Genomic DNA, 17,497 nt, shown 5'->3' on the forward strand with positions numbered 1-17,497 from the left:
TCCTGGTGGGTGCGCCGGAGGGTGTCAAGACACCTGTGTCGGGAAAGTCCGGCCCGGCGAGTTTCGTACCGTGCGCACTTTCCGTCCTGCCACCGAAGCCGCCCGATCGGTGTCTGCGGCGGAAGCGGCGGCATCCACCAGGGCGTGCACCACCGGCGTGTCGACACCCATCTCCGGATGCCACTGGACGCCCACGGCGAAGCGGTGCCGGGTGCTCTCGATCGCCTCGACGGTGCCGTCCGCCGCACGGGCTGCCACGATGAACCCGGAACCGAGGCGATCCACGGCCTGATGATGGTGCGTGGCGACCTCGCGGGTCCCCGGCAGGAGGGCGCCGATCCGGGTCCCCGGCGCGGTGGTGACGGTGTGGGCACAGAAGTGGCCCCGGTAGGGGTTGTGGCCGTGATGGCCCACCCTGTCGGGCAGGTGCTGGATGAGGGTGCCTCCGGCGTGTACGTTCATCAGCTGCATACCCCGGCACACTCCGAGCACGGGTATGTCGCGGGCGAGACCGGCGGCCAGTACAGCCTGCTCCCACCGGTCGCGCTCGCGGACCGGCGGCCCCGTGCGCGGGTGGGGCCGGGCGCCGTACAGGGCGGGATCCACGTCCTCGCCTCCCGTCAGGACGATCGCGTCCAGACGTGCGACCACATCGGCCGCTGCCGACGGGGCGTCCGGCGGCAGCAGGACGGCCCGGCCGCCCGCGGCCTGGAGACAGCCGGCGTAGGCCGCAGGCAGCACTGCGGCGGGCAGGTCCCACTCGCCCCACCGGGCGTCGGCCAGGTAGGTGGTGAGTCCGATGAGTGGTGGCTGGGGCATACCACTTCCTTTCAGGGCGTGAGGGGTGATCGTCTACGGCCGGGTGCACACCCGCCCCGCCGGACGTCCCCGGCCACGGCGGGCTGCGGCAGAAAAGGCGGACGGGGCACTGGCGGAGGGCGCCCCGGCGACAAGGTGGAGGGGCGGTCACGATCCGGGAGCGCGGGCTTGCGTTTTTCTTGCCGCGAGCAAGAATCCTGCTGGCGTTCATCCGCAATCACAAGAAAACACATCTTCGCGACAGATAAGTGAGCCTTAACTCCGTGCACGGACTCGACCCCCGCCTGCTCGCCACCCTCGAAGCCGTCGTGCGGCACGGCTCCTTCAACGCCGCCGCACGCGAGCTCGGCTACAGCGCGCCCGCGGTCTCCCAGCAGATCGCCGAACTCGAACGCCGCGCGGGCCTGAGAGTGCTGGAGCGCCGGCCCGTGCGCGCCACACCGGCCGGCGAAGTCCTTCTCGACGCCGAGCAGGGCGTCCGCAATGCGTTGGCGACGGCATCGGTGGAACTCGACGCCATGCGCGCGGGTACGGCCGGACGGATCCGCCTCGGCGCCTTCGCCTCGACCGCCACCAGCATCGTTCCGCAAGCGCTGGCCCAACTCCACGCGGCCTACCCCCACCTGCAGGTCAGCCTCAGCCAACTGGAACCCGAGGCCTGCTACAACCGGCTCAAGCGGGGGGACATGGACCTGGCCCTCAGCTACGACTACGACTTCATCCCCGTCCCGCCACCCCGCATGCTGCGCCGGACGCTGGTCGCACGGGATCCGGTGGTGGCCGTGGTCCCGGCACACCACCGCCTGGCCGAAAGGGAGGTCATCGACCTGGCCAGCCTCGCGTCCGAGACCTGGATCGCGGCTCCGGAGGCCGCACTGCGCCTGGAACTGCTTTCCCAGATGGCCAAGACGCCTGGCTTCCAGGCCCGCCTGCAATACGAGGGGGACGACTTCAACACCGTGCTCGGCTTCGTGGCCGCAGGCCTGTGCGTGGCCGTCATGCCGCAACTCGCCCTGCCCCGCGCCAACACCCAGGTCGTGGCCCGCCCCCTGGCCGAGCCGCAGTTGACGCGCTTCATCTACGCCGTCCGCATCGACACCCGGCACGCCCCGCGCGCCGTCCTGGACCTGGAGCAGATGCTCGCCGCGCAAGCGCTGGCCGCGCTCGCATGAGGCTGCGGCGGGCGGCTACCGGAGGCGAACGGAGCGTGAACCCACGTGAAATGCGCCAAGTTGACGGCGGCCGCACGCGCGTAGACCGGGTGGTGACGCCAGGTCTCCCGGCTTGTCCGACTACCGGACGCGGTGGCTGAAAGTTAAACTATTGTGTGACAGGCGCCCTACGTTTGCGGTGGTTGACGTTCCAGCGAGAGGAAACCCCTCATGACCGCCGCCGACAGTGCGCCGCGAACGGCCCGCGTCCTCACCGGCTACCGCCCCGAGGACGGCTTTATGGCCGTGGAGCTGGACCCGCCTCCGGGCGAGTACGTATGGCACGACGAGCATGCCGAGCAGCAGGAGCAGCGCTACGGCCCGGGGGCGGGCTACCACCAGTGGCTGGCAGTGGACGCACGCGACGGCGCCGTATGGTTCGGCGACATCGACTGGCGGGCCCCGTCCGAAGACCTCGGCAGCCAGCTCCCCGGCCTCCCCCGCAGGGCACTCGGCGACGGGGCCGTCCCGGCCTCCGGAAGCATGGTGCAGCTGCTCGGCCACCTGACCCATGACGAACAGCGCGGCTGCTCCTGGCGCTTCTTCACCGCTGAGGAACTGCACGCGCTCGCCCTGCGCATACTCCCCGCCGTGCAGCGACTCGTGGACTCCATCCACCGCATCGGACCGGACGACGAACTGGAGTGGTCGGCCGAGGCCGCCACCGCCTGGGACGACATCGAGCAGGCCGCGACCCACACCTTCGATCCCTCCGGCGATCTCCGCTGGCCCAGGCTGCGCACGACACCGATCCCTGCCTGGCGTGTCGAGGTCGGCGCGTTCCTCGCCATGAACCCCGGTCTGTGCGATCCCTCCTGGGGCCTGGCCACGGACGCGGAACTCGATGCCTACGCCGACTACAGTCCCGAGAGCGGCTATGGCGGTGTACCGGGGCGGATGTGCCGCGCCGCCGACCGGCAGATCGAGGACGGTTTCACTTTCTACGGCCACCGTGCCGCCCTGTACGCCTATCGCGCGCAGGCGTGCGGCGACCGTGTTCCGACAGACGCCCGCGTCTGGCTGGAGACGACAGAGGCGGGTCGGGGCACCTGGGAGGCGGCCAAGCCCCCCGGGGCCACCCTCGCCGACGTCCCCGACTGCGTGCTGGCGGCCTTGGCCGAAGGGTTCCAGAACTCCGCGCACGAGGAGGGTCTGGTCCTGACGGGCCTGGACGCCCATCTGCGCCGGTTGCGCGCCGAGGAACGCTCCGCCGTCGACCAGCAGCTCGTCCGCGAAGCCGAGGAAGTCGAACGCCTCGAGAACATGCTCAAGGACTTCCGCGCGGCACGGAACCGCACCGTGACACGGATCCTGGCCTGGTCCGATGGGCGCAGCGACGGGGAAATCGCCCGCCTGGCGTCCATGCCCGACGACTACGTCAGCGACTGGCGGGCCCGCCTGACCGACGAACAGACGGCGGCCACACCCGCAACCCGTCGAGCGCCACGGCCGTCCGTAGACCGAGGCGACGGCCCGGGGCCTTGAGCTGGTGACGCCGGCCCGCTGCGAGTACCGCTGCGCGGGGTAGGCGGAGCCGGACCTGGCCGCTGTACCGGCGAGACGACCGGAGACGGTGATCGTCGACGGCCTCGGGACCAAACGCACCTGGCCTGCTGCGCCCCGAGCTCCGGACTCCGGCCGCTGCGATCCGAAGCCGCCATCCTTAGCCGGTGCCTACGACCGGACATCGTGAACCCTTGCGCAGGGCAGCGAGCGCTAACAAGGGAAAGGCACTGGTCGCGGCGGCCTCGGGAGCTCGGTGGTCGCCTGTGGTCGCACCCTGGAAGCGTCCGAGTCGGCAACCGCCGAGGCGGAGCCGAGTTCGTGCCCGGCCTCGCGCTGGGCGGCCGACAGAAACGGCATCACGGCCAGGGACAGAGCGGCGAGCACGATGCCGGGGATGGACCGCTCGGTCTCTCCGGTGCCGAGAGCGGCAGGACGGCGTCGACGACGACGTACGTGGCGAGCGCGAAGAACGAGAAGGCGATGATCCGTAGGATGGTCTTCTCCCGTGCCTCGCGGACAGCATGGTCGCGGCCGGAGAACTGCCAGGCGACCGCGGCGGCCGAGGAGACCTCGATGACCGAGTCCAGGCCGAAACCGATCATCGCAGTGGAGGGGGCGATAGCCCCAGCGGTGATGGCGACGATCGCCTCGACAACGTTGTAGGTGATGGTGGCCGCGACCAGCAGCCGTATCCGCTTCGCGAGGGCGTCACGGCGGGCCGGGGCCGGGCCGATGGATATCTCCGCAGCCATCTCAACAGCAACCCTTCTCCTCGGCGTCCACTCACGCACGGTCGGCCTCGACGGCGACCACGGCGGTGCGCAAGTCGTCCAGGGCGTGGCCAAGGCGCTCTTCGGCGAGTTCGTAGCGGGTGCGGCGGCCGACCGGGACCGTGACGACAAGACCGCAGTCGCGCAGGCAGGCCAGGTGGTTCGACAGCCGGGTCCGGGAGATGCCCAGCGCGTCGGCCAGCTCGGCGGGATGGGCCGGAGCCTGACACAGGGCGAGCAGGATGCGGCAGCGGATCGGGTCGGCGAGGGCGCGGCCGAACCGCGCCAGCACCTCGATGTCGGAGGCGATTGTCAGCACCTACGGGACGGTCCGCTTCGAGATCCCGATTCCCGTCGTGCCCGCCGCCGGCCGATTCGGCAGCTAGCCACTTCTCCTGCGGGGCCGCCCGAGTACGTCGTCACCCATGCGCGGCACGTGCCCGTACGGCGTGCTGCTGACCACGCTGGCGCTGCTCGTATCGCCCCCCCCAAGATCCGGACCATTCGCGGGCCAGGAGGCGGGAACTTGGCCCAGCGTCCGCCATTATGGCTGGTCAGCCTGGTGCGGCGTCTGTACCGCCAGCAGACGAAGAATCTCCTGGGCGTCTGCGAAGGTAAGTCAAGGCGCTGCCCTTGGCGCACCGACAAGGGAAACTCGCTGGTCGCGGCCTCTCTGACGGGCGTGGTGGTCGCGTGTGGTCGCACGCTGAGGGTGTCAGGCCTTCCCTCGCCTCCTGGAGGCGATCTCCATGCGTACCAGCGTTGGCCGCGGCCGGATCTACCGCCGCTGCGGCTGCAGAGACCCCCAGCACCACCAGCTCGGCACCCACTGCCCCCACCTGCGCACCGACAGCCACCACGGCACCTGGAACTTCGCCGTCGACGTCCCCACCCCCGACCACCACCGCACCACCGTCCGACGCGGAGGATTCCTCACCCAGGACGCCGCCGAGCAGGCCCTGGGCCGGTTCCTCGAGGGCGAGGCCGGCGGATACAACGCCGACCCCAGCCAGACCGTCGCCGCCTACCTGAACGCCTGGCTGGAGGCGAAGGCCCTGGTGCTGAAGCCGACCACGATGGCCCGCTACCGCGACTACGTCCGCAACGACCTCATCCCGGCCTTCGGCACGCTGAAACTCGACCAGCTGGCCCACCGGCACATCTCCGCCTTCGTCACCTGCCAGCTCGCCGCCGGACGCGGCCGCACCACCCTCTACCGTTGCCTGGCCACCCTCTCCAGCGCCCTCGGCGACGCCGTCCGCCAACACCGCCTCCCCCACAACCCCGCTTCTCCCCCGGTCCTGCGCCGACCGCCGGCACCGGAGCGGAAGATCTGGACGGCGGAGGAAGCCGCACGGTTCCTCACCTACTGCCACCAGGCCGACGCCGAGATGGCCGACCTGTTCGAGTTCCTGATCGGCACCGGCATGCGCAAGGGCGAAGCCCTCGGGCTCCACTGGGACGACGTCCACTTGGGCGAGGGCGTCCTCTACGTGCGCTGCACCCTCTCCGCCATCGACAACAACCACCTCGTGATCACGGCACCGAAGACCCGGTCGAGCCGCGGCTGGGTCGCGATTTCACCGCGCGTCGCCACCGCTCTCCGGCACCACGCACGAACAACCCCACGGACACGAGGCGACCCTGACGATCCGTTCGCGGGGCTCGTCTTCTGCCGATCCGACGGGCGACCGCTCGGACCGCACCAGGTCCTCGACCGGCTCCACCAGCTGTCCGAAGAAGCGGGCGTCCCGCGCATCACGGTCCACGACCTGCGCCACCTGGCGGCCACGATCACGATCTCCGCCGGCGTACCGCTGACCGTGGTGTCCAAGACGCTGCGCCACTCCACCCTGTCGACCACGGCGAACATCTACAGCCACCTCACCCGGCAGGCAGCCCGAGAAGCCGTCGAGACCATCGACCGCACCCTCACCGGAGCCCAGGACACCGGCACCGAAACCCGCCGCCCGGCGTGGCTGCGACCACCACGCGACCACCTGCAGCAGCTCCGCGAAACCCTCCGTGGACTCCGCTCCCCCGCTCCCCCGCGCCGCCGGCCTTCAGCGCCACGGCCAACCGGCCACAGGCTGGACGTGCGACCACATTGCGACCACCATGGCGCCGGACGCACGAAAGGCCGTCCTCCCATGGATGAGAGAACGGCCTCCGACCTGCGTAAAGCACAGTCGGGACGACAGGATTTGAACCTGCGACCCCTTGACCCCCAGTCAAGTGCGCTACCAAGCTGCGCCACGTCCCGTTGTGCCTGCGACCTGGGGTTTCCCCTTGCTCGGCGGCACATGCAGAACATTACCCCACGGCGAGGGGTGTGCATGCACGGGTAATCGGTGAGGGGGGAGGATGGGGTGATGAACGCACGGGATCGGGACGTCGACGGGCGGGCGCGCAGTGCGCGGCCCAGGGATGGGCTGGGGCGGCCGCTCGCCTACGGGGTGCCCGGGGTGGAACGGCAACCCGAAGGGGTGGTGCGCTCCGCCGAGCAGACCGTGCGGGAGGCGCAGCGGCTGTTGGACGCCGGGATGCCGTTCCATGCGCACGAGGTGTTCGAGGACGCCTGGAAGTCGGGTCCCGAGGCCGCGGCCCCGCTGTGGCGGGGGCTCGCGCAGCTCGCCGTCGGGTTGACGCACGCCGCGCGCGGCAACGCGGTGGGCGGGGCCCGGCTGCTGCGGCGCGGGGCCGCCGCGGTCGAGGGGCTCGACGGGGGGCCGTACGGGGTCGACGTGCCGGGCCTGGTCCGGTGGGCCGGGGAGCTGGCCGGCCGGGTGGCGGACGGTGGCCCGGCCGTCGATGCCGCGCGCGAGGCACCGAGGCTCGCCCCGAGCTAGTGCTGTGGCCGGATCGCCTCACCGACCTGATGAAGCGGGCGGCGAAGCGGATCGCGGTGGTCAGCGCGCCGCGGGACCGTCCGAGCGGCGCGGAGCGACTTTGGTCTCGGCGTGCGATGCCTACGGACGATGGCCCGGGACCCGCCCTCCGCAGAGGCTGGGCGCATGACCTCACCACCGATCGGCCGCCGGACCCTGCTGGCCGGTGTCGCGGCCGCAGCCACCCTCTGCGCCACCGCCGCCGGCACCGGCACCGCACGTGCCCGGACACCCGCATCGCTCACCCACAAGGGAGTCAACTTCGACACCGACCGTGACGTCTGGCGGACGGAGTACGTGCGCCGGGAGATCGCGGCCGTCAAGGAGCAGTTGCACGGCACGCCGTTCTGCTGCTCGGCCACCGGCTCGACCGGCTGACCGAGGCCGCGTCGATCGCCGCCGCGCACGGCCTGTTCGTCTGGTTCGAGCCGCGGCAGTTCGACCAGGACGCCGAGCAGACCCTCGCCTTCCTCGGCTCGGTGGCACGCGCCGCAGAGTCGCTGCGCACCCGGTATCCCTGCGTGGGCCTCTCGGTCGGCACGGAACTGACCATCTTCATGTCCGGCCTGGTGCCGGGAAAGGACTACGCGGAGCGCGGCCGGGCGCTGGGGCGCCCGGAGTCGGCCGGCTACCAGCAGCGGCTGAACGCCTTCCTGGGCCGGGCGGTCGGGACCGTCCGGCCGCTGTTCCACGGGCCGGTCACCTACAGTTCCGGCGACTGGGAACAGGTCGACTGGCACGGCTTCGACGTCGTCGGCGCCAACCTGTACCGCAACGGCGACAACAGGACCAGCTATACCCGGGCCCTGCCCGCGCTGCACCGGCACGGCAAACCGGTCGTCATCACCGAGTTCGGCTGCTGCACCTTCACGGGGGCCGGGGAACTGGGCGGTTCGGGCTTCACCGCGGTGGACTGGGAGCGGGAACCCCCCGTCGTCAAGGACGGCTACGTGCGCGACGAGCGCGAGCAGGCCGCCGAGGTCGGGGCGCTGCTGGACCTCTACGCGGCCGAGCGCGTGTACGGGGCGTTCGTCTACAACTTCATCGCGCCCGATTCCCCGTACTCGCCGCAGCGCTGCCACGACCTGGACATCGCCAGCTTCGCGCTCGTCAGGACGTATCCGTCCGGAACCCGGCGCGGCTACGCGGAAACCGGGCAGTGGGCACCCAAGCAGTCCTTCCGCGCGGTGGCCGACCGGTTCCGCTGCCGCACCCCCTAGGCGGCGGGCTGGAGGAGGTCCCAGCGGTTGCCGTACAGGTCTTCGAAGACGGCGACGGAGCCGTACGGCTCGTGGCGCGGCTCCTCCAGGAAGCGGACGCCTTCGGCGCTCATCCGGGCGTGGTCGCGGGCGAAGTCGTCGGTGTACAGGAAGTGGCCGACGCGACCGCCCGTCTGGTCCCCGACGCGCGAGCGCTGGGCCTCGTCCTTGGCGCGGGCCAGGAGGAGCGCGGATTCGGTGGCGCCGGGCGGGCGGACCACGACCCAGCGGGAGCCGTCCGAGCGGGCGGTGTCCTCGGCGAGGTCGAAGCCGAGGGCGCGGGTGTAGAAGTCGATGGCCTCGTCGTAGTCGTTGACGAGGAGGGCCGTGAGGGCGATGTGCGAGGGCATGCCCTCATTGTGTGCCCACGAGGACCACTTCCAGGGTGCGGGGTCCGTGGACGCCCTCCACCCGGTCGAGTTCGATGTCGCTGGTGGCGGAGGGGCCGGAGATCCACGTCAGCGGGCGGGCCGGGTCGAGGAGCGGCAGCGCCTGCGGGACGGAGTCCACCACCTGGTCCGGTACCCGGATCACGCAGATGTGGTGGTCCGGGATCAGGGTGATGCGGCGCCGTCCCTGGCCGGGGCCGCCGTCGAGGACGATCGTGCCGGTCTCGGCGACGGCCAGGGCGCAGCCGGTGACCACGCTGTCGACCCGGTCCAGTTCGTACGGGGTGGAGGCCGCCCGGTCGGGTACGCGGGTGGGGCCCCCGGACGGGAGCCAGTGCGGGGGCAGGCCGGGCGGGACGAGCACCGACTGCGCGCCCCGCGCGTCCAGGAGCCGCGTCAGCAGCGCGGGCAGCGCCTCCTCGTCCGTGCGGTGGACCACGGCCCGGTACTCGGTGAGGTGGGCGGCGAGCAGGTCCACCCGCTCCGCCGGGGTCCGGGTGCCGTGGACGGGGAGGTAGTCGCGGGGGATCGCCACTTCGGGCGCGTCGTCGCGCAGCGCCCGGCGGATCCGGCCGAGGATGCGGTCCTTGCTGCTCATCGCGGGTCGCTCCGTTCCCGGTCCCACCAGTCGCGGAAGGATTGCGCCGCTATGGTCGGCAGTTCGCGGCTGTCGGTCCAGGCCCGCCCGGCTCCGGGGAGCCGGCGGGGGGCCAGCCGTCGGGCCCTGGCCAGCAGGCGCTCCCCCGCGCGCAGGGCCCCCGGGCGGTCCAGGAGCAGCCGGGCGGCACGCATGGCAGCCCGTTCGGCGGTGTGGCCGTCGGCGGGGCGGAGCGTGACGCGGACGCCGGAGCGGGTCGCCGGGCCGCCCTGGGCGACCCGTTCGCGGAGGTGGAGCAGGACCTCGGGGATGTCGATGGCGACCGGACAGACCTCGTAGCAGGCTCCGCACAGGGTGGACGCGTAGGGCAGCGAGGCATCGATCGTGCTGCCGGTGCCACGGAGTTGGGGGCTGAGGATCGCGCCGATGGGGCCCGGGTAGACGGAGCCGTAGGCGTGGCCGCCGGCTCGCTCGTAGACCGGGCAGACGTTGAGGCAGGCGGAGCAGCGGATGCAGCGCAGGGCCTGGCGGCCGATCTCGTCGGCGAGAGTGTCGGTGCGGCCGTTGTCGAGGAGGACGAGGTGGAAGGCGGTGGGCCCGTCGCCTTCCGCCCCTCTTGAAGGGCCCAGACCGGTCCACATCGTCGTGTACGGGTTCATCCGCTCGGCGGTCGAGGAGCGCGGCAGCGTCTGGAGGAAGATCTCCAGGTCGCGGAAGGTCGGGACGACCTTCTCGATGCCGACGACGGAGATCAGGGTCTCGGGCAGGGTCAGGCACATCCGGCCGTTCCCCTCGGACTCCAGGACGACCATCGTGCCGGTCTCGGCGACCATGAAGTTGGCCCCGGACACGGCGACCTTGGCGCGCAGGAACTTCTCGCGCAGGTGCAGTCGGGCGGCCTCGGCGAGTTCCCGCGGGTCGTCGCCGAGCGGTTCGGGCGCCGGCCGGCCCCAGTGGGCCATCTCGGTGCGGAAGACGTCGCGGATCTCGGCCCGGTTGCGGTGGATGGCCGGGACCAGGATGTGGGAGGGGCGGTCGTGGCCGAGCTGGACGATGAGTTCGGCGAGGTCGGTCTCGTACGCGGCGATCCCGGCGGCCTCCAGGGCCTCGTTCAGCCCGATCTCCTGGGTGGCCATCGACTTGACCTTGACGACCTCGCGCTCGCCGGTCGCGCGGACCAGTTCCGTGACGATCCGGTTGGCCTCGTCCGCGTCGGCGGCCCAGTGGACGGTGCCGCCGGCCGCCGTGACCGCTTCCTCGAGCTGCAGCAGGTAGCGGTCGAGATGGCGGAGGGTGTGGTCCTTGACGGCCTTGCCCGCGGCGCGCAGCCGGTCCCAGTCGGCGAGTTCGGCGACGGCCCCCGCCCGTTTGTCGCGGATGGTGTGCGTGGCGTGCCGGAGGTTGGCGCGCAGCACCTCGTCCCGTACGGCCTCCCGCGCGGCGGCGGGGAAGGCAGGGAAGTCGGGGAAGGCGGGCATGCCCAGGTAGGTGCCGGTCACGACAGCGGTTCCTCCTCGGTCGAGGCCAGGATCTCGGCGAGGTGCAGGGTCCGTAGCGGGCTGTCCGCGCGGCGCAGCAGGCCGCCCAGGTGGGCGAGGCAGGAGTTGTCGGCGCCGCACAGCACCTGGGCGCCGGTGCCGGCCGCTGCCGTGATCTTGTCGGTGCCCATGGCGGTCGAGACGTCCGGGTTCTTGACGGCGAAGGTGCCGCCGAAGCCGCAGCACTCCTCGGCGCCCGGCAGCTCGACCAGGTCCAGGCCCTTGACCGCGGCCAGCAGCCGCCGCGGCCGGTCCCCGAGCCCCAGGCCGCGCAGGCCGTGACAGGAGGGGTGGTAGGTGACGGTGTGCGGGAAGTGGGCGCCGACGTCGGTCACCCCGAGCACGTCGACCAGGAACTCGGTCAGCTCGTACACGCGCGGCGCGAGCGCGGCGGCCGCCTCGGCGAGCTCGCTGCCGCGCCCCTCGGCCGCCGCCTTCCGGCCGATGCGCGGGTAGTGCTGGCGGATCATCGCGGCGCAGGATCCGGAGGGGGTGACCACGTACTCGTGTCCCGCGAAGGCCCGCGCGGTACGCCGCACGAGTGGTTCGGTCTCGTAGCGGTATCCGGTGTTGTACTGCGGCTGCCCGCAGCAGCTCTGGGCCGCCGGGAAGTCCACGCCGACCCCGAGGCGCTCCAGGAGGCGTACGACGGCGATGCCGGTCCGCGGGTAGAGCGCGTCGTTGACGCAGGTGACGAACAGGGCTGCTCGCATGATGGGCACAATAGCCGGGTGAAGAAGTTCTCAGTGATCGGCATAGGCGCGGGCGACCCGGACCATCTGACCCTCCAGGCGGTCAGGGCGATCGGCGCGACGGACGCATTCCTCATCCTGGAGAAGGGCGAGGAGAAGGCGGATCTGACCGGGCTGCGGCGCGCGATGCTCGATGCGCACGCCCGCCCGGGCCACCGGCTGGTGGAGGGCCGCGACCCGGACCGGGACCGGACGCCCGCCGACTACGCCCCGACGGTGGACGGCTGGCGCAGCGCGCGGGCCGAGCTCTTCGAGCGCTTCATCGCCGAGGACCTGGCGGACGGCGAGAGGGGGGCGTTCCTGGTCTGGGGCGATCCCTCCCTCTACGACTCCACGCTCGCGATCCTCGACGAGGTGCTGGAGCGCGGCCGGGTGGCCTTCGAGCACGAGGTCGTACCCGGCATCAGCAGCATCTCCGCGTTGCTGGCACGGCACCGGACCAACCTGAACCGGGTCGGGCGCCCGGTCCAGATCACCACCGGCCGCCGGCTGGCCGAGGGCTGGCCGCAGGACGTGGACGACGTGGTGGTGATGCTGGACGCGCGGCACGCCTTCACCGCCCATCTGGACCAGGACCTCTTCATCTATTGGGGAGCCTACGTGGGCACCCCGGACGAGATCCTCGTCTCGGGCAAGCTCGCGGAGGTCGCCGGGCGGATCGAGGAGCTGCGCACCGAGGCCCGCGCCCGCAAGGGCTGGATCATGGACACGTACCTGCTCAGGCGCGGCTGAGATAGGACGGGAGGGCGGCGGCGAGGCGTTCGTACTCCTCGGGCCGGTTGTAGATCTGGCCGCAGACGCGGATGCCGCCGCCGCCCGGCCAGGGCCAGATCAGCACCCGGATGCCCTGCTCGGCCGCGATCCGCTCGCGCAGCTCGCGGGCCCGGTCGGGGGTGTCGGCGACCCCGGGCGGCAGGCGCAGGGTGCGCATGGCGAGGGCTTCGCCGTGCGGGAGCGGGGTGAGACCGGGGAGCTCGGCGAGCAGGGCCGCTCCGTGGGCGGCCAGCGCGCTGTTGTGGGCCCGGACCTTGGCCGCGTCGAGCCGTTCGAGCAGGTCCAGCCCCTCGGGGGCGGCGAGCCAGCCGGTGTAGTCGGCGGTGGCGCGGTTCTCGACGGAACGCGGGAATCCGTGCTGGTCCTCCCATGACGGTACGAGGGCCCTGATCCGGTGGCGGTGTTGCGGGGCGACGGCCAGGACCGCGCTGCCGGAGGGCGCGTAGCCCCATTTGTGGAGGTTGCCGAACCAGAAGTCGGCGCCGCCCGCGAGGGGGTCGGCGAGCATGCCCAGGGCGTGGGCGCCGTCGACGACGGTGGTGACCCCGCGTTCGCGCAGGTCTGCGAGGAGTCGGGGGGAGGCGATGATCCGGGCGGTGGGCGAGCTGACGTGGTCGAGCACGGCCACCCTCGTACGGGGTGTCAGCGCGGCCAGTACGGCCTCGCGCACGGCGTCTTCGTCGGGCAGGTGGGGGTCGATGGCCACGGTCGTGACGGGGGCGCGGCGGGCGGCGGCCGCGACGACGGTGCCGTAGCCGTGGTCGGTGACCAGGATCTCGTCGCCGTCGGCGAGCGGGACGGCGTCCAGGGCGAGGTTGGCGCCCTCGGTGGCGTTGGCGATGAAGGCGATGCCGTCGGGGTCGGCGCCGAGGTGTGCGGCGATCCGGGTACGGGCCGCGGCGAGGCGGTCCGGGACGGCGATGAAGAAGGCGTCGGGGTCGGCGTGCACCTCGGCGCGGAGCGCGGCCTGGGCCTCCTGGACGGGGACGGGCACCGCGCCGAAGGAGCCGTGGTTCAGGTGGGCGACCCGGGGGTCGAGACGGAACAGGGCGGGCCCGCCGGGGAACTCCTGGGCGGACCCGGCGGGACGTATCGGCTCGGTCACTGCTCCTCCGGGGATGCGGCGCGGCTGTCCCCCGGATCATCCCCCGCCGCCGCCGGCTCCGGTAGACCGCCGTCGTACGGCGCGTCGGGGTGGGCGCCGCGAAGGCGCGGCTCGCCGGACCGGGTAGAGCAGGGTGCTGCGCACCGGCGTGCGCGGACTGCGCGGTTCGATCATCACGGGCCGACCGCAGGGGGGCGGGTCGGATCGGCACCACCTGCTGCCGGGTGTGGCAGGAGAACCGATCGCCAACACGCCTCCTAGGAGTCCCGGCCGCTGGTGGCCGCGTAGTACTGGAGGTCCTGCACCTCCACCTTGTGGTCCACCCGGTACGGCAGGTCGACCTTCACGCCGGCCTTCCCGTCCCGGACGACCTGCGCCGAGCTGGTGCCCGCCCTCAGCGGCAGCAGTTGCGAGTGGATCCCGGCGGGGGCCTCGTAACTGCCGTCCGCGGTGCCGACGGCCGTCCGGACGGCTCCGGCCCCGGTGAGGAAGCTGAGCACCTCCACCTTGTCCCGGGGCGGGGCGCTCCCCTTGCGGAGCGACATCACCAGCGACTGGTCGCCCGTCGGGTCCGCGTCCGCGAACTGCGTGCGCGCGGAGAGGTAGAGGGTGTCCCGGACGATCTTCGGCCAGCTGCCCGTCTTGAACCGGGTCAGGTAGTACGAGGTCAGGTCCAGGTACGCGTGGCCGTTGTGCAGGGAGGGGGCGAACTGGCTGCCCTCCGAGTAGTCGTTCCAGGTGGTGAGCTGGACCCAGTCGGCGCCGTCCTCGATGGCGTGCGTCCAGGTCGAACGCAGGGTCGCGGTGTTGCCCGCCTCGTCGTAGATGCCCTGGTTGGGGCGCGCGTCCTGGACCGACACCGGCTGCATCCAGATCTTGCCCATGTCGTGGGCCCGCTGGACGTCGCGCGTCGAGCTCTCCTGGCCGACGTAGCTGCGGCTGCCCCACTCGGAGAAGCCGTGACTGATCGGGGCGAACGCGCCGCTGTGGGCGCCGAAGTCGAGGAAGAGCGGGACGAAGGCGGTGCGGATGCCGTGCTCGGACTTGAGACGGGCGATGACCTCGGTCCACCAGTCCACGCTCTTCTCCTCCGCCTTGAAGGGGGAGACCACGAGGCGGCCGTCCGGGAGCCGGTGCGCGGCGGATGCGTCGGCGAGCGTGGCGATCGCCTCGGCGAGCACCGCGGGGTCGTCGGTCTTCAGCGAGGTCATGTCCGGCATCAGCATGATCTTGAAGGCCGGGTCCACCGAACGGGCCGCCGCCATCAGCAGGTTGCAGCGGTCCCAGTTCTTGCCGGAGAGGGAGAGCAGGTCGAGGGTGAAGCCGTCGATGCCCGCCGCGCGGGCGGTGCGCACCTCCTGCTGGAGGTTGGCGTACTCCCAGTCGCCGCTCTTCGTGGGCACGGGCAGCGGCCGGTCGCGCAGCAGGCCGCCGTACCGGCCGTGCTTCCCGTTCTCGCCGTCGGGCTTCAGGTAGTTGCGGGTGTAGTAGTCCCGGTCCGCGGCCGCGTTGTCGAGGGAGAGCGGGTAGGGGGTGAAGTAGTGGGCGAACACCAGCTTCTTGCCCGCACCGCCCGAGCGCAGGGCTGCCTGCGAGGGCATGTCGAAGGGCAGGGCTCCGGTGGGGCGTTCGGCCCCGGAGTCCACCGCCTCCTTGGGGTTGCCCTTGGTGGCCGCGCCCTCGGTGAGCGTCGGGGGCCCGGTGGGTGAGGGGGTGGCCCCGCCGGGTGTGACGGGAGCGCCGCCGGTCGCGGTGGCCGCCGGCAGGCTCCCGCCGGGGGCCGAGGCGTCCTGCACGGAACCCGCGTCGCGGGGGTCCCAGGCGATTCCGGTGGCCGCGCAGACACCGACCAGGAGGAAGCCGGAGAGCACCGTGGCGAGCAGCGACCTGCGCCCCCGGAAGGCCGGCCGGCGCCGGTGCGACACGGGTCCGGCCGCCCGGCCCCCGCGCAGTGTCCGCCTGCCGGCACGGTGCCGTGCTCGCCGGTCCGTTCGCCGGTCCGCTGTCATTCTGGTTCCTCCCGCGAATATGCCCCTTACGAGGGGCTGCACAGCAGTAGAGCCCAATCCCGGCTTCCGGACAACCGTTCCCAGGAGCCGGAGTTCGGGTGCGTACGTCACACGGACCACGGGAACTACGCCGCCCGTCCGGCGGCTCGGACGAAGTCCCCACCTGGGGCGCAGCGAACGCGTTCTTCGGAATGCGACATTCCCCTAGCCTTACGTCGCAAGTGGCGCATAATCATCGTCACGCGGCTCGAAAAAACCCTCTTGCCGCACTTGGTCACGCATGCAATGGGGGGCATCGTGCCGATGAGGGAATCCGGGGCCATGGGGGAAGCCGGGTCGATGAAGGACGAAGGTTTAACCGGAACGCTGCCGGCGACGTCCGCCGAAATGTCCCGGCTGCTCACCACCGTGCGGCGGGGGCGCGTCCTGACCGTGGCGGGAGCCTTCCGGGAGCCGCGGAGCCTGTTGGTACGGGAGATCGCGCGGCGGATCGCGTCCAACTTCTACGACGGGGTGGCCGTTGTCGCCATGAACCCGCAGCACGGCGGCTACGGAGTCCGCGAGTTGACGGCCGAACTGGGCTGCGTACCGGGGATGCCCGCACCGGCCTGCGGGACCGCGCACACCGCCTCGTGGCTGGCCGAACGGGACATGCTGCTCGTCCTGGACGGCGCGGAGCAGCTCGGCCCGGACGCCCTGGCCTGGCTGCGGAACCTACTGACCGTGGCGCCGGGGCTGCGGATCCTGGCGGCCGGGCGGTCCCCGCTGGCCTTCGAGCAGGAGCGGATCCATCGGCTCTGATCCACCGGCTCCGCTCCGCCCGCTCCGACGCGAAGGCTCCGGTGCGAGGGCTCCGGTGCGAGGGCTCCGGTGCGGGGGCTCTTGAACATCGGCTTCCGGGTGGCCGCGGACACCTCCGCGGACGGGCGGCGGACGAAGCCGTGGACGTCGCCGCCGGGGTCAGCCGAGCTGCCGGCTGAGCTGCCGCCACACCGGGGCCGGGCAGCGCCCCTGCGGCCGGGACTTGAGGAACATCCCGTATTCGACCAGGCGCGGTGGACGGCCGAACTCCACCCAGTGCGCGCGGCCGGAGGCCTTGTCCCACCCGTCGTTGGGCATCCGGATGTGGTCGGTGCGCCCGTCCTTGTCCTTGGTGGTGATCTGGGCGACCTCCGCGTGGCCGGGATGGACGGCCAGCACCACGCAGTAGTGCCGCAGCTGCCGCGCCGGGTCCTCCCGCAGCGGAACCATGGCCAGCCAGATCTCCCCCGGCGCCGGCCGGTGGGTGCCGACGGCGACGCGCGGGCCGCCGCGCGAGGCGTCCCACCGGCGGACCGCCACGACGAAGGCGAGCGCCACCAGCCCGGCGGCCATGCTCTCGGCCGTGGCCCGGACGTTCCACACCGGGTACTCCCCGACCTTGCCCTGCGTCCACCACAGCGCCGCGGCGACGAGCGCCAGCAGGGCCGCCGCCCGGGCAGGCACCAGCCACCGGGCGCCGGTCCGGCGGCGCGACGCGAACAGGGCCAGCAGCAGGGCCACGACGACCGGAATGGCGTAGACGATGAGGTACTGACCGAAGCCCTGCAGCTGCTGCGGCGGTGACTGCTCGGCCAGCAGATCGGGCAGTGCCAGCGGCACCGCCAACAGATAGCCGACGGTGGGGAGGACGAACAGAACGAGCAGGACCGCCAGGCAGCCGGTACCGCCGCAGGACGTGTCGGAACGACGTGCCACAGAACCCCCAGAGCGTTTTCGGCGAAGCCCCCCGGGGCACCGACCCCGAACGCTAGCGCAGGGCCCACGCCTCGGCCAGGAGTCCCCTGAGGACCTCGGCCTCGCAGGCGCCGAACACCCGGGCCGAGCGGCGCGGCCCCGG

Annotated in this window: 16 protein-coding genes, 1 tRNA gene and 2 pseudogenes; 8 read left to right on the forward strand and 11 right to left on the reverse strand. The window is 72.2% G+C overall.

Features of this window, described 5'->3' with window-relative positions; genetic code table 11:
* Window positions 1-24 precede the first annotated feature (24 nt).
* Window positions 25-819: a gamma-glutamyl-gamma-aminobutyrate hydrolase family protein gene (locus ACIQK6_RS25510; RefSeq protein WP_402695526.1), complete on the reverse strand. Its 795-nt coding sequence runs from the start codon at window positions 817-819 to the stop codon at window positions 25-27.
* 263 nt (window positions 820-1,082) lie between these two features.
* Between ACIQK6_RS25510 and ACIQK6_RS25515 the strand changes: the two genes are divergently transcribed.
* Window positions 1,083-1,991, forward strand: a complete 909-nt coding sequence (locus tag ACIQK6_RS25515) for a LysR family transcriptional regulator (protein WP_402695527.1) — start codon at window positions 1,083-1,085, stop codon at window positions 1,989-1,991.
* 210 nt (window positions 1,992-2,201) lie between these two features.
* Window positions 2,202-3,515: a hypothetical protein gene (locus ACIQK6_RS25520; protein ID WP_402695528.1), complete on the forward strand. Its 1,314-nt coding sequence runs from the start codon at window positions 2,202-2,204 to the stop codon at window positions 3,513-3,515.
* A 306-nt stretch (window positions 3,516-3,821) separates the two neighbouring features.
* Here ACIQK6_RS25520 and ACIQK6_RS25525 read toward each other — a convergent pair.
* Window positions 3,822-4,288: pseudogene (locus ACIQK6_RS25525) on the reverse strand (cation transporter); the annotation flags it as partial.
* 31 nt (window positions 4,289-4,319) lie between these two features.
* Window positions 4,320-4,625, reverse strand: coding sequence for an ArsR/SmtB family transcription factor (locus ACIQK6_RS25530; RefSeq protein ID WP_402695529.1), 306 nt, complete (start codon window positions 4,623-4,625; stop codon window positions 4,320-4,322).
* 430 nt (window positions 4,626-5,055) lie between these two features.
* Between ACIQK6_RS25530 and xerC the strand changes: the two are divergent.
* Window positions 5,056-6,138 (forward strand): annotated as a pseudogene (gene xerC, locus ACIQK6_RS25535) (tyrosine recombinase XerC); the annotation flags it as partial.
* 357 nt (window positions 6,139-6,495) lie between these two features.
* On the opposite strand, the gene ACIQK6_RS25540 reads toward xerC, so the two are convergent.
* A tRNA-Pro gene (locus ACIQK6_RS25540) sits at window positions 6,496-6,569 on the reverse strand.
* Window positions 6,570-6,678: 109 nt separating this feature from the next.
* Here ACIQK6_RS25540 and ACIQK6_RS25545 point away from each other — a divergent pair.
* The 3 genes from ACIQK6_RS25545 to ACIQK6_RS25555 all read left to right on the forward strand — a co-directional run bounded on the left by ACIQK6_RS25545 (window position 6,679) and on the right by ACIQK6_RS25555 (window position 8,414).
* Entirely contained in the window at window positions 6,679-7,155 is a 477-nt protein-coding gene (locus ACIQK6_RS25545; RefSeq protein WP_329097359.1) for a DUF309 domain-containing protein, read from the forward strand.
* Window positions 7,156-7,320: 165 nt separating this feature from the next.
* A complete protein-coding gene (locus ACIQK6_RS25550) occupies window positions 7,321-7,572 on the forward strand; it encodes a hypothetical protein (RefSeq protein WP_402695530.1) in 252 nt (83 codons plus the stop codon).
* Between the two features lie 101 nt (window positions 7,573-7,673).
* Window positions 7,674-8,414, forward strand: coding sequence for a hypothetical protein (locus ACIQK6_RS25555; protein WP_402695531.1), 741 nt, complete (start codon window positions 7,674-7,676; stop codon window positions 8,412-8,414).
* On the opposite strand, the gene ACIQK6_RS25560 is transcribed toward ACIQK6_RS25555, so the two are convergent.
* Genes ACIQK6_RS25560 through ACIQK6_RS25575 form a run of 4 tightly spaced genes read right to left on the reverse strand, consistent with a single transcriptional unit; the run spans window position 8,411 to window position 11,691 of the window.
* Window positions 8,411-8,803: a VOC family protein gene (locus tag ACIQK6_RS25560; protein WP_329097364.1), complete on the reverse strand. Its 393-nt coding sequence runs from the start codon at window positions 8,801-8,803 to the stop codon at window positions 8,411-8,413. The two genes, ACIQK6_RS25555 and ACIQK6_RS25560, sit on opposite strands and share 4 nt — an antisense overlap.
* A 4-nt stretch (window positions 8,804-8,807) precedes the next feature.
* Window positions 8,808-9,440, reverse strand: coding sequence for a lactate utilization protein C (locus ACIQK6_RS25565; protein ID WP_402695532.1), 633 nt, complete (start codon window positions 9,438-9,440; stop codon window positions 8,808-8,810).
* Window positions 9,437-10,939 carry a lactate utilization protein B gene (locus ACIQK6_RS25570; protein ID WP_402695533.1) on the reverse strand — a complete coding sequence of 501 codons (1,503 nt, stop codon included), beginning with the start codon at window positions 10,937-10,939 and terminating at the stop codon, window positions 9,437-9,439. The genes ACIQK6_RS25565 and ACIQK6_RS25570 overlap by 4 nt, the downstream gene beginning before the upstream one ends.
* On the reverse strand, window positions 10,936-11,691 hold the full coding sequence (locus ACIQK6_RS25575) for a (Fe-S)-binding protein (protein WP_329097367.1): 756 nt from the start codon (window positions 11,689-11,691) through the stop codon (window positions 10,936-10,938). Before ACIQK6_RS25575 ends, ACIQK6_RS25570 begins: the two co-directional genes overlap by 4 nt.
* A gap of 18 nt (window positions 11,692-11,709) precedes the next feature.
* Between ACIQK6_RS25575 and cobF the strand changes: the two genes are divergently transcribed.
* Entirely contained in the window at window positions 11,710-12,462 is a 753-nt protein-coding gene (cobF, locus tag ACIQK6_RS25580) for a precorrin-6A synthase (deacetylating) (RefSeq protein WP_329097368.1), read from the forward strand.
* Here cobF and ACIQK6_RS25585 read toward each other — a convergent pair.
* Together ACIQK6_RS25585 and ACIQK6_RS25590 are read right to left on the reverse strand one after the other, a co-directional pair.
* Window positions 12,449-13,609, reverse strand: a complete 1,161-nt coding sequence (locus ACIQK6_RS25585) for an aminotransferase class V-fold PLP-dependent enzyme (RefSeq protein WP_329097370.1) — start codon at window positions 13,607-13,609, stop codon at window positions 12,449-12,451. The genes cobF and ACIQK6_RS25585 overlap by 14 nt on opposite strands.
* A gap of 257 nt (window positions 13,610-13,866) precedes the next feature.
* Complete coding sequence (locus ACIQK6_RS25590; RefSeq protein ID WP_402695534.1) at window positions 13,867-15,534, reverse strand: glycoside hydrolase family 71 protein; 1,668 nt, start codon at window positions 15,532-15,534, stop codon at window positions 13,867-13,869.
* A 405-nt stretch (window positions 15,535-15,939) separates the two neighbouring features.
* Between ACIQK6_RS25590 and ACIQK6_RS25595 the strand changes: the two genes are divergently transcribed.
* The gene (locus ACIQK6_RS25595) at window positions 15,940-16,419 is read left to right on the forward strand and encodes a hypothetical protein (protein ID WP_329097375.1); all 480 of its coding nucleotides are present in this window, start codon (window positions 15,940-15,942) and stop codon (window positions 16,417-16,419) included.
* Between the two features lie 159 nt (window positions 16,420-16,578).
* Here the strand turns inward: ACIQK6_RS25595 and ACIQK6_RS25600 are convergent, their stop codons facing one another.
* Window positions 16,579-17,355 carry a hypothetical protein gene (locus ACIQK6_RS25600; RefSeq protein WP_329097376.1) on the reverse strand — a complete coding sequence of 259 codons (777 nt, stop codon included), beginning with the start codon at window positions 17,353-17,355 and terminating at the stop codon, window positions 16,579-16,581.
* Window positions 17,356-17,497 lie beyond the last annotated feature (142 nt).

Source organism: Streptomyces sp. NPDC091682 (genome assembly GCF_044756625.1).
Lineage (GTDB): Bacteria > Actinomycetota > Actinomycetes > Streptomycetales > Streptomycetaceae > Streptomyces.

Coding starts and splice junctions, on each gene's coding strand:
- ACIQK6_RS25550 (WP_402695530.1), top strand. CDS start 7,321: ATGACCTCACCACCGATCGGCCGCCGGACCCTGCTGGCCGGTGTCGCG.
- ACIQK6_RS25575 (WP_329097367.1), bottom strand. CDS start 11,691: ATGCGAGCAGCCCTGTTCGTCACCTGCGTCAACGACGCGCTCTACCCG.
- ACIQK6_RS25545 (WP_329097359.1), top strand. CDS start 6,679: ATGAACGCACGGGATCGGGACGTCGACGGGCGGGCGCGCAGTGCGCGG.
- ACIQK6_RS25565 (WP_402695532.1), bottom strand. CDS start 9,440: ATGAGCAGCAAGGACCGCATCCTCGGCCGGATCCGCCGGGCGCTGCGC.
- ACIQK6_RS25595 (WP_329097375.1), top strand. CDS start 15,940: ATGGGGGAAGCCGGGTCGATGAAGGACGAAGGTTTAACCGGAACGCTG.
- ACIQK6_RS25560 (WP_329097364.1), bottom strand. CDS start 8,803: ATGCCCTCGCACATCGCCCTCACGGCCCTCCTCGTCAACGACTACGAC.
- ACIQK6_RS25510 (WP_402695526.1), bottom strand. CDS start 819: ATGCCCCAGCCACCACTCATCGGACTCACCACCTACCTGGCCGACGCC.
- ACIQK6_RS25520 (WP_402695528.1), top strand. CDS start 2,202: ATGACCGCCGCCGACAGTGCGCCGCGAACGGCCCGCGTCCTCACCGGC.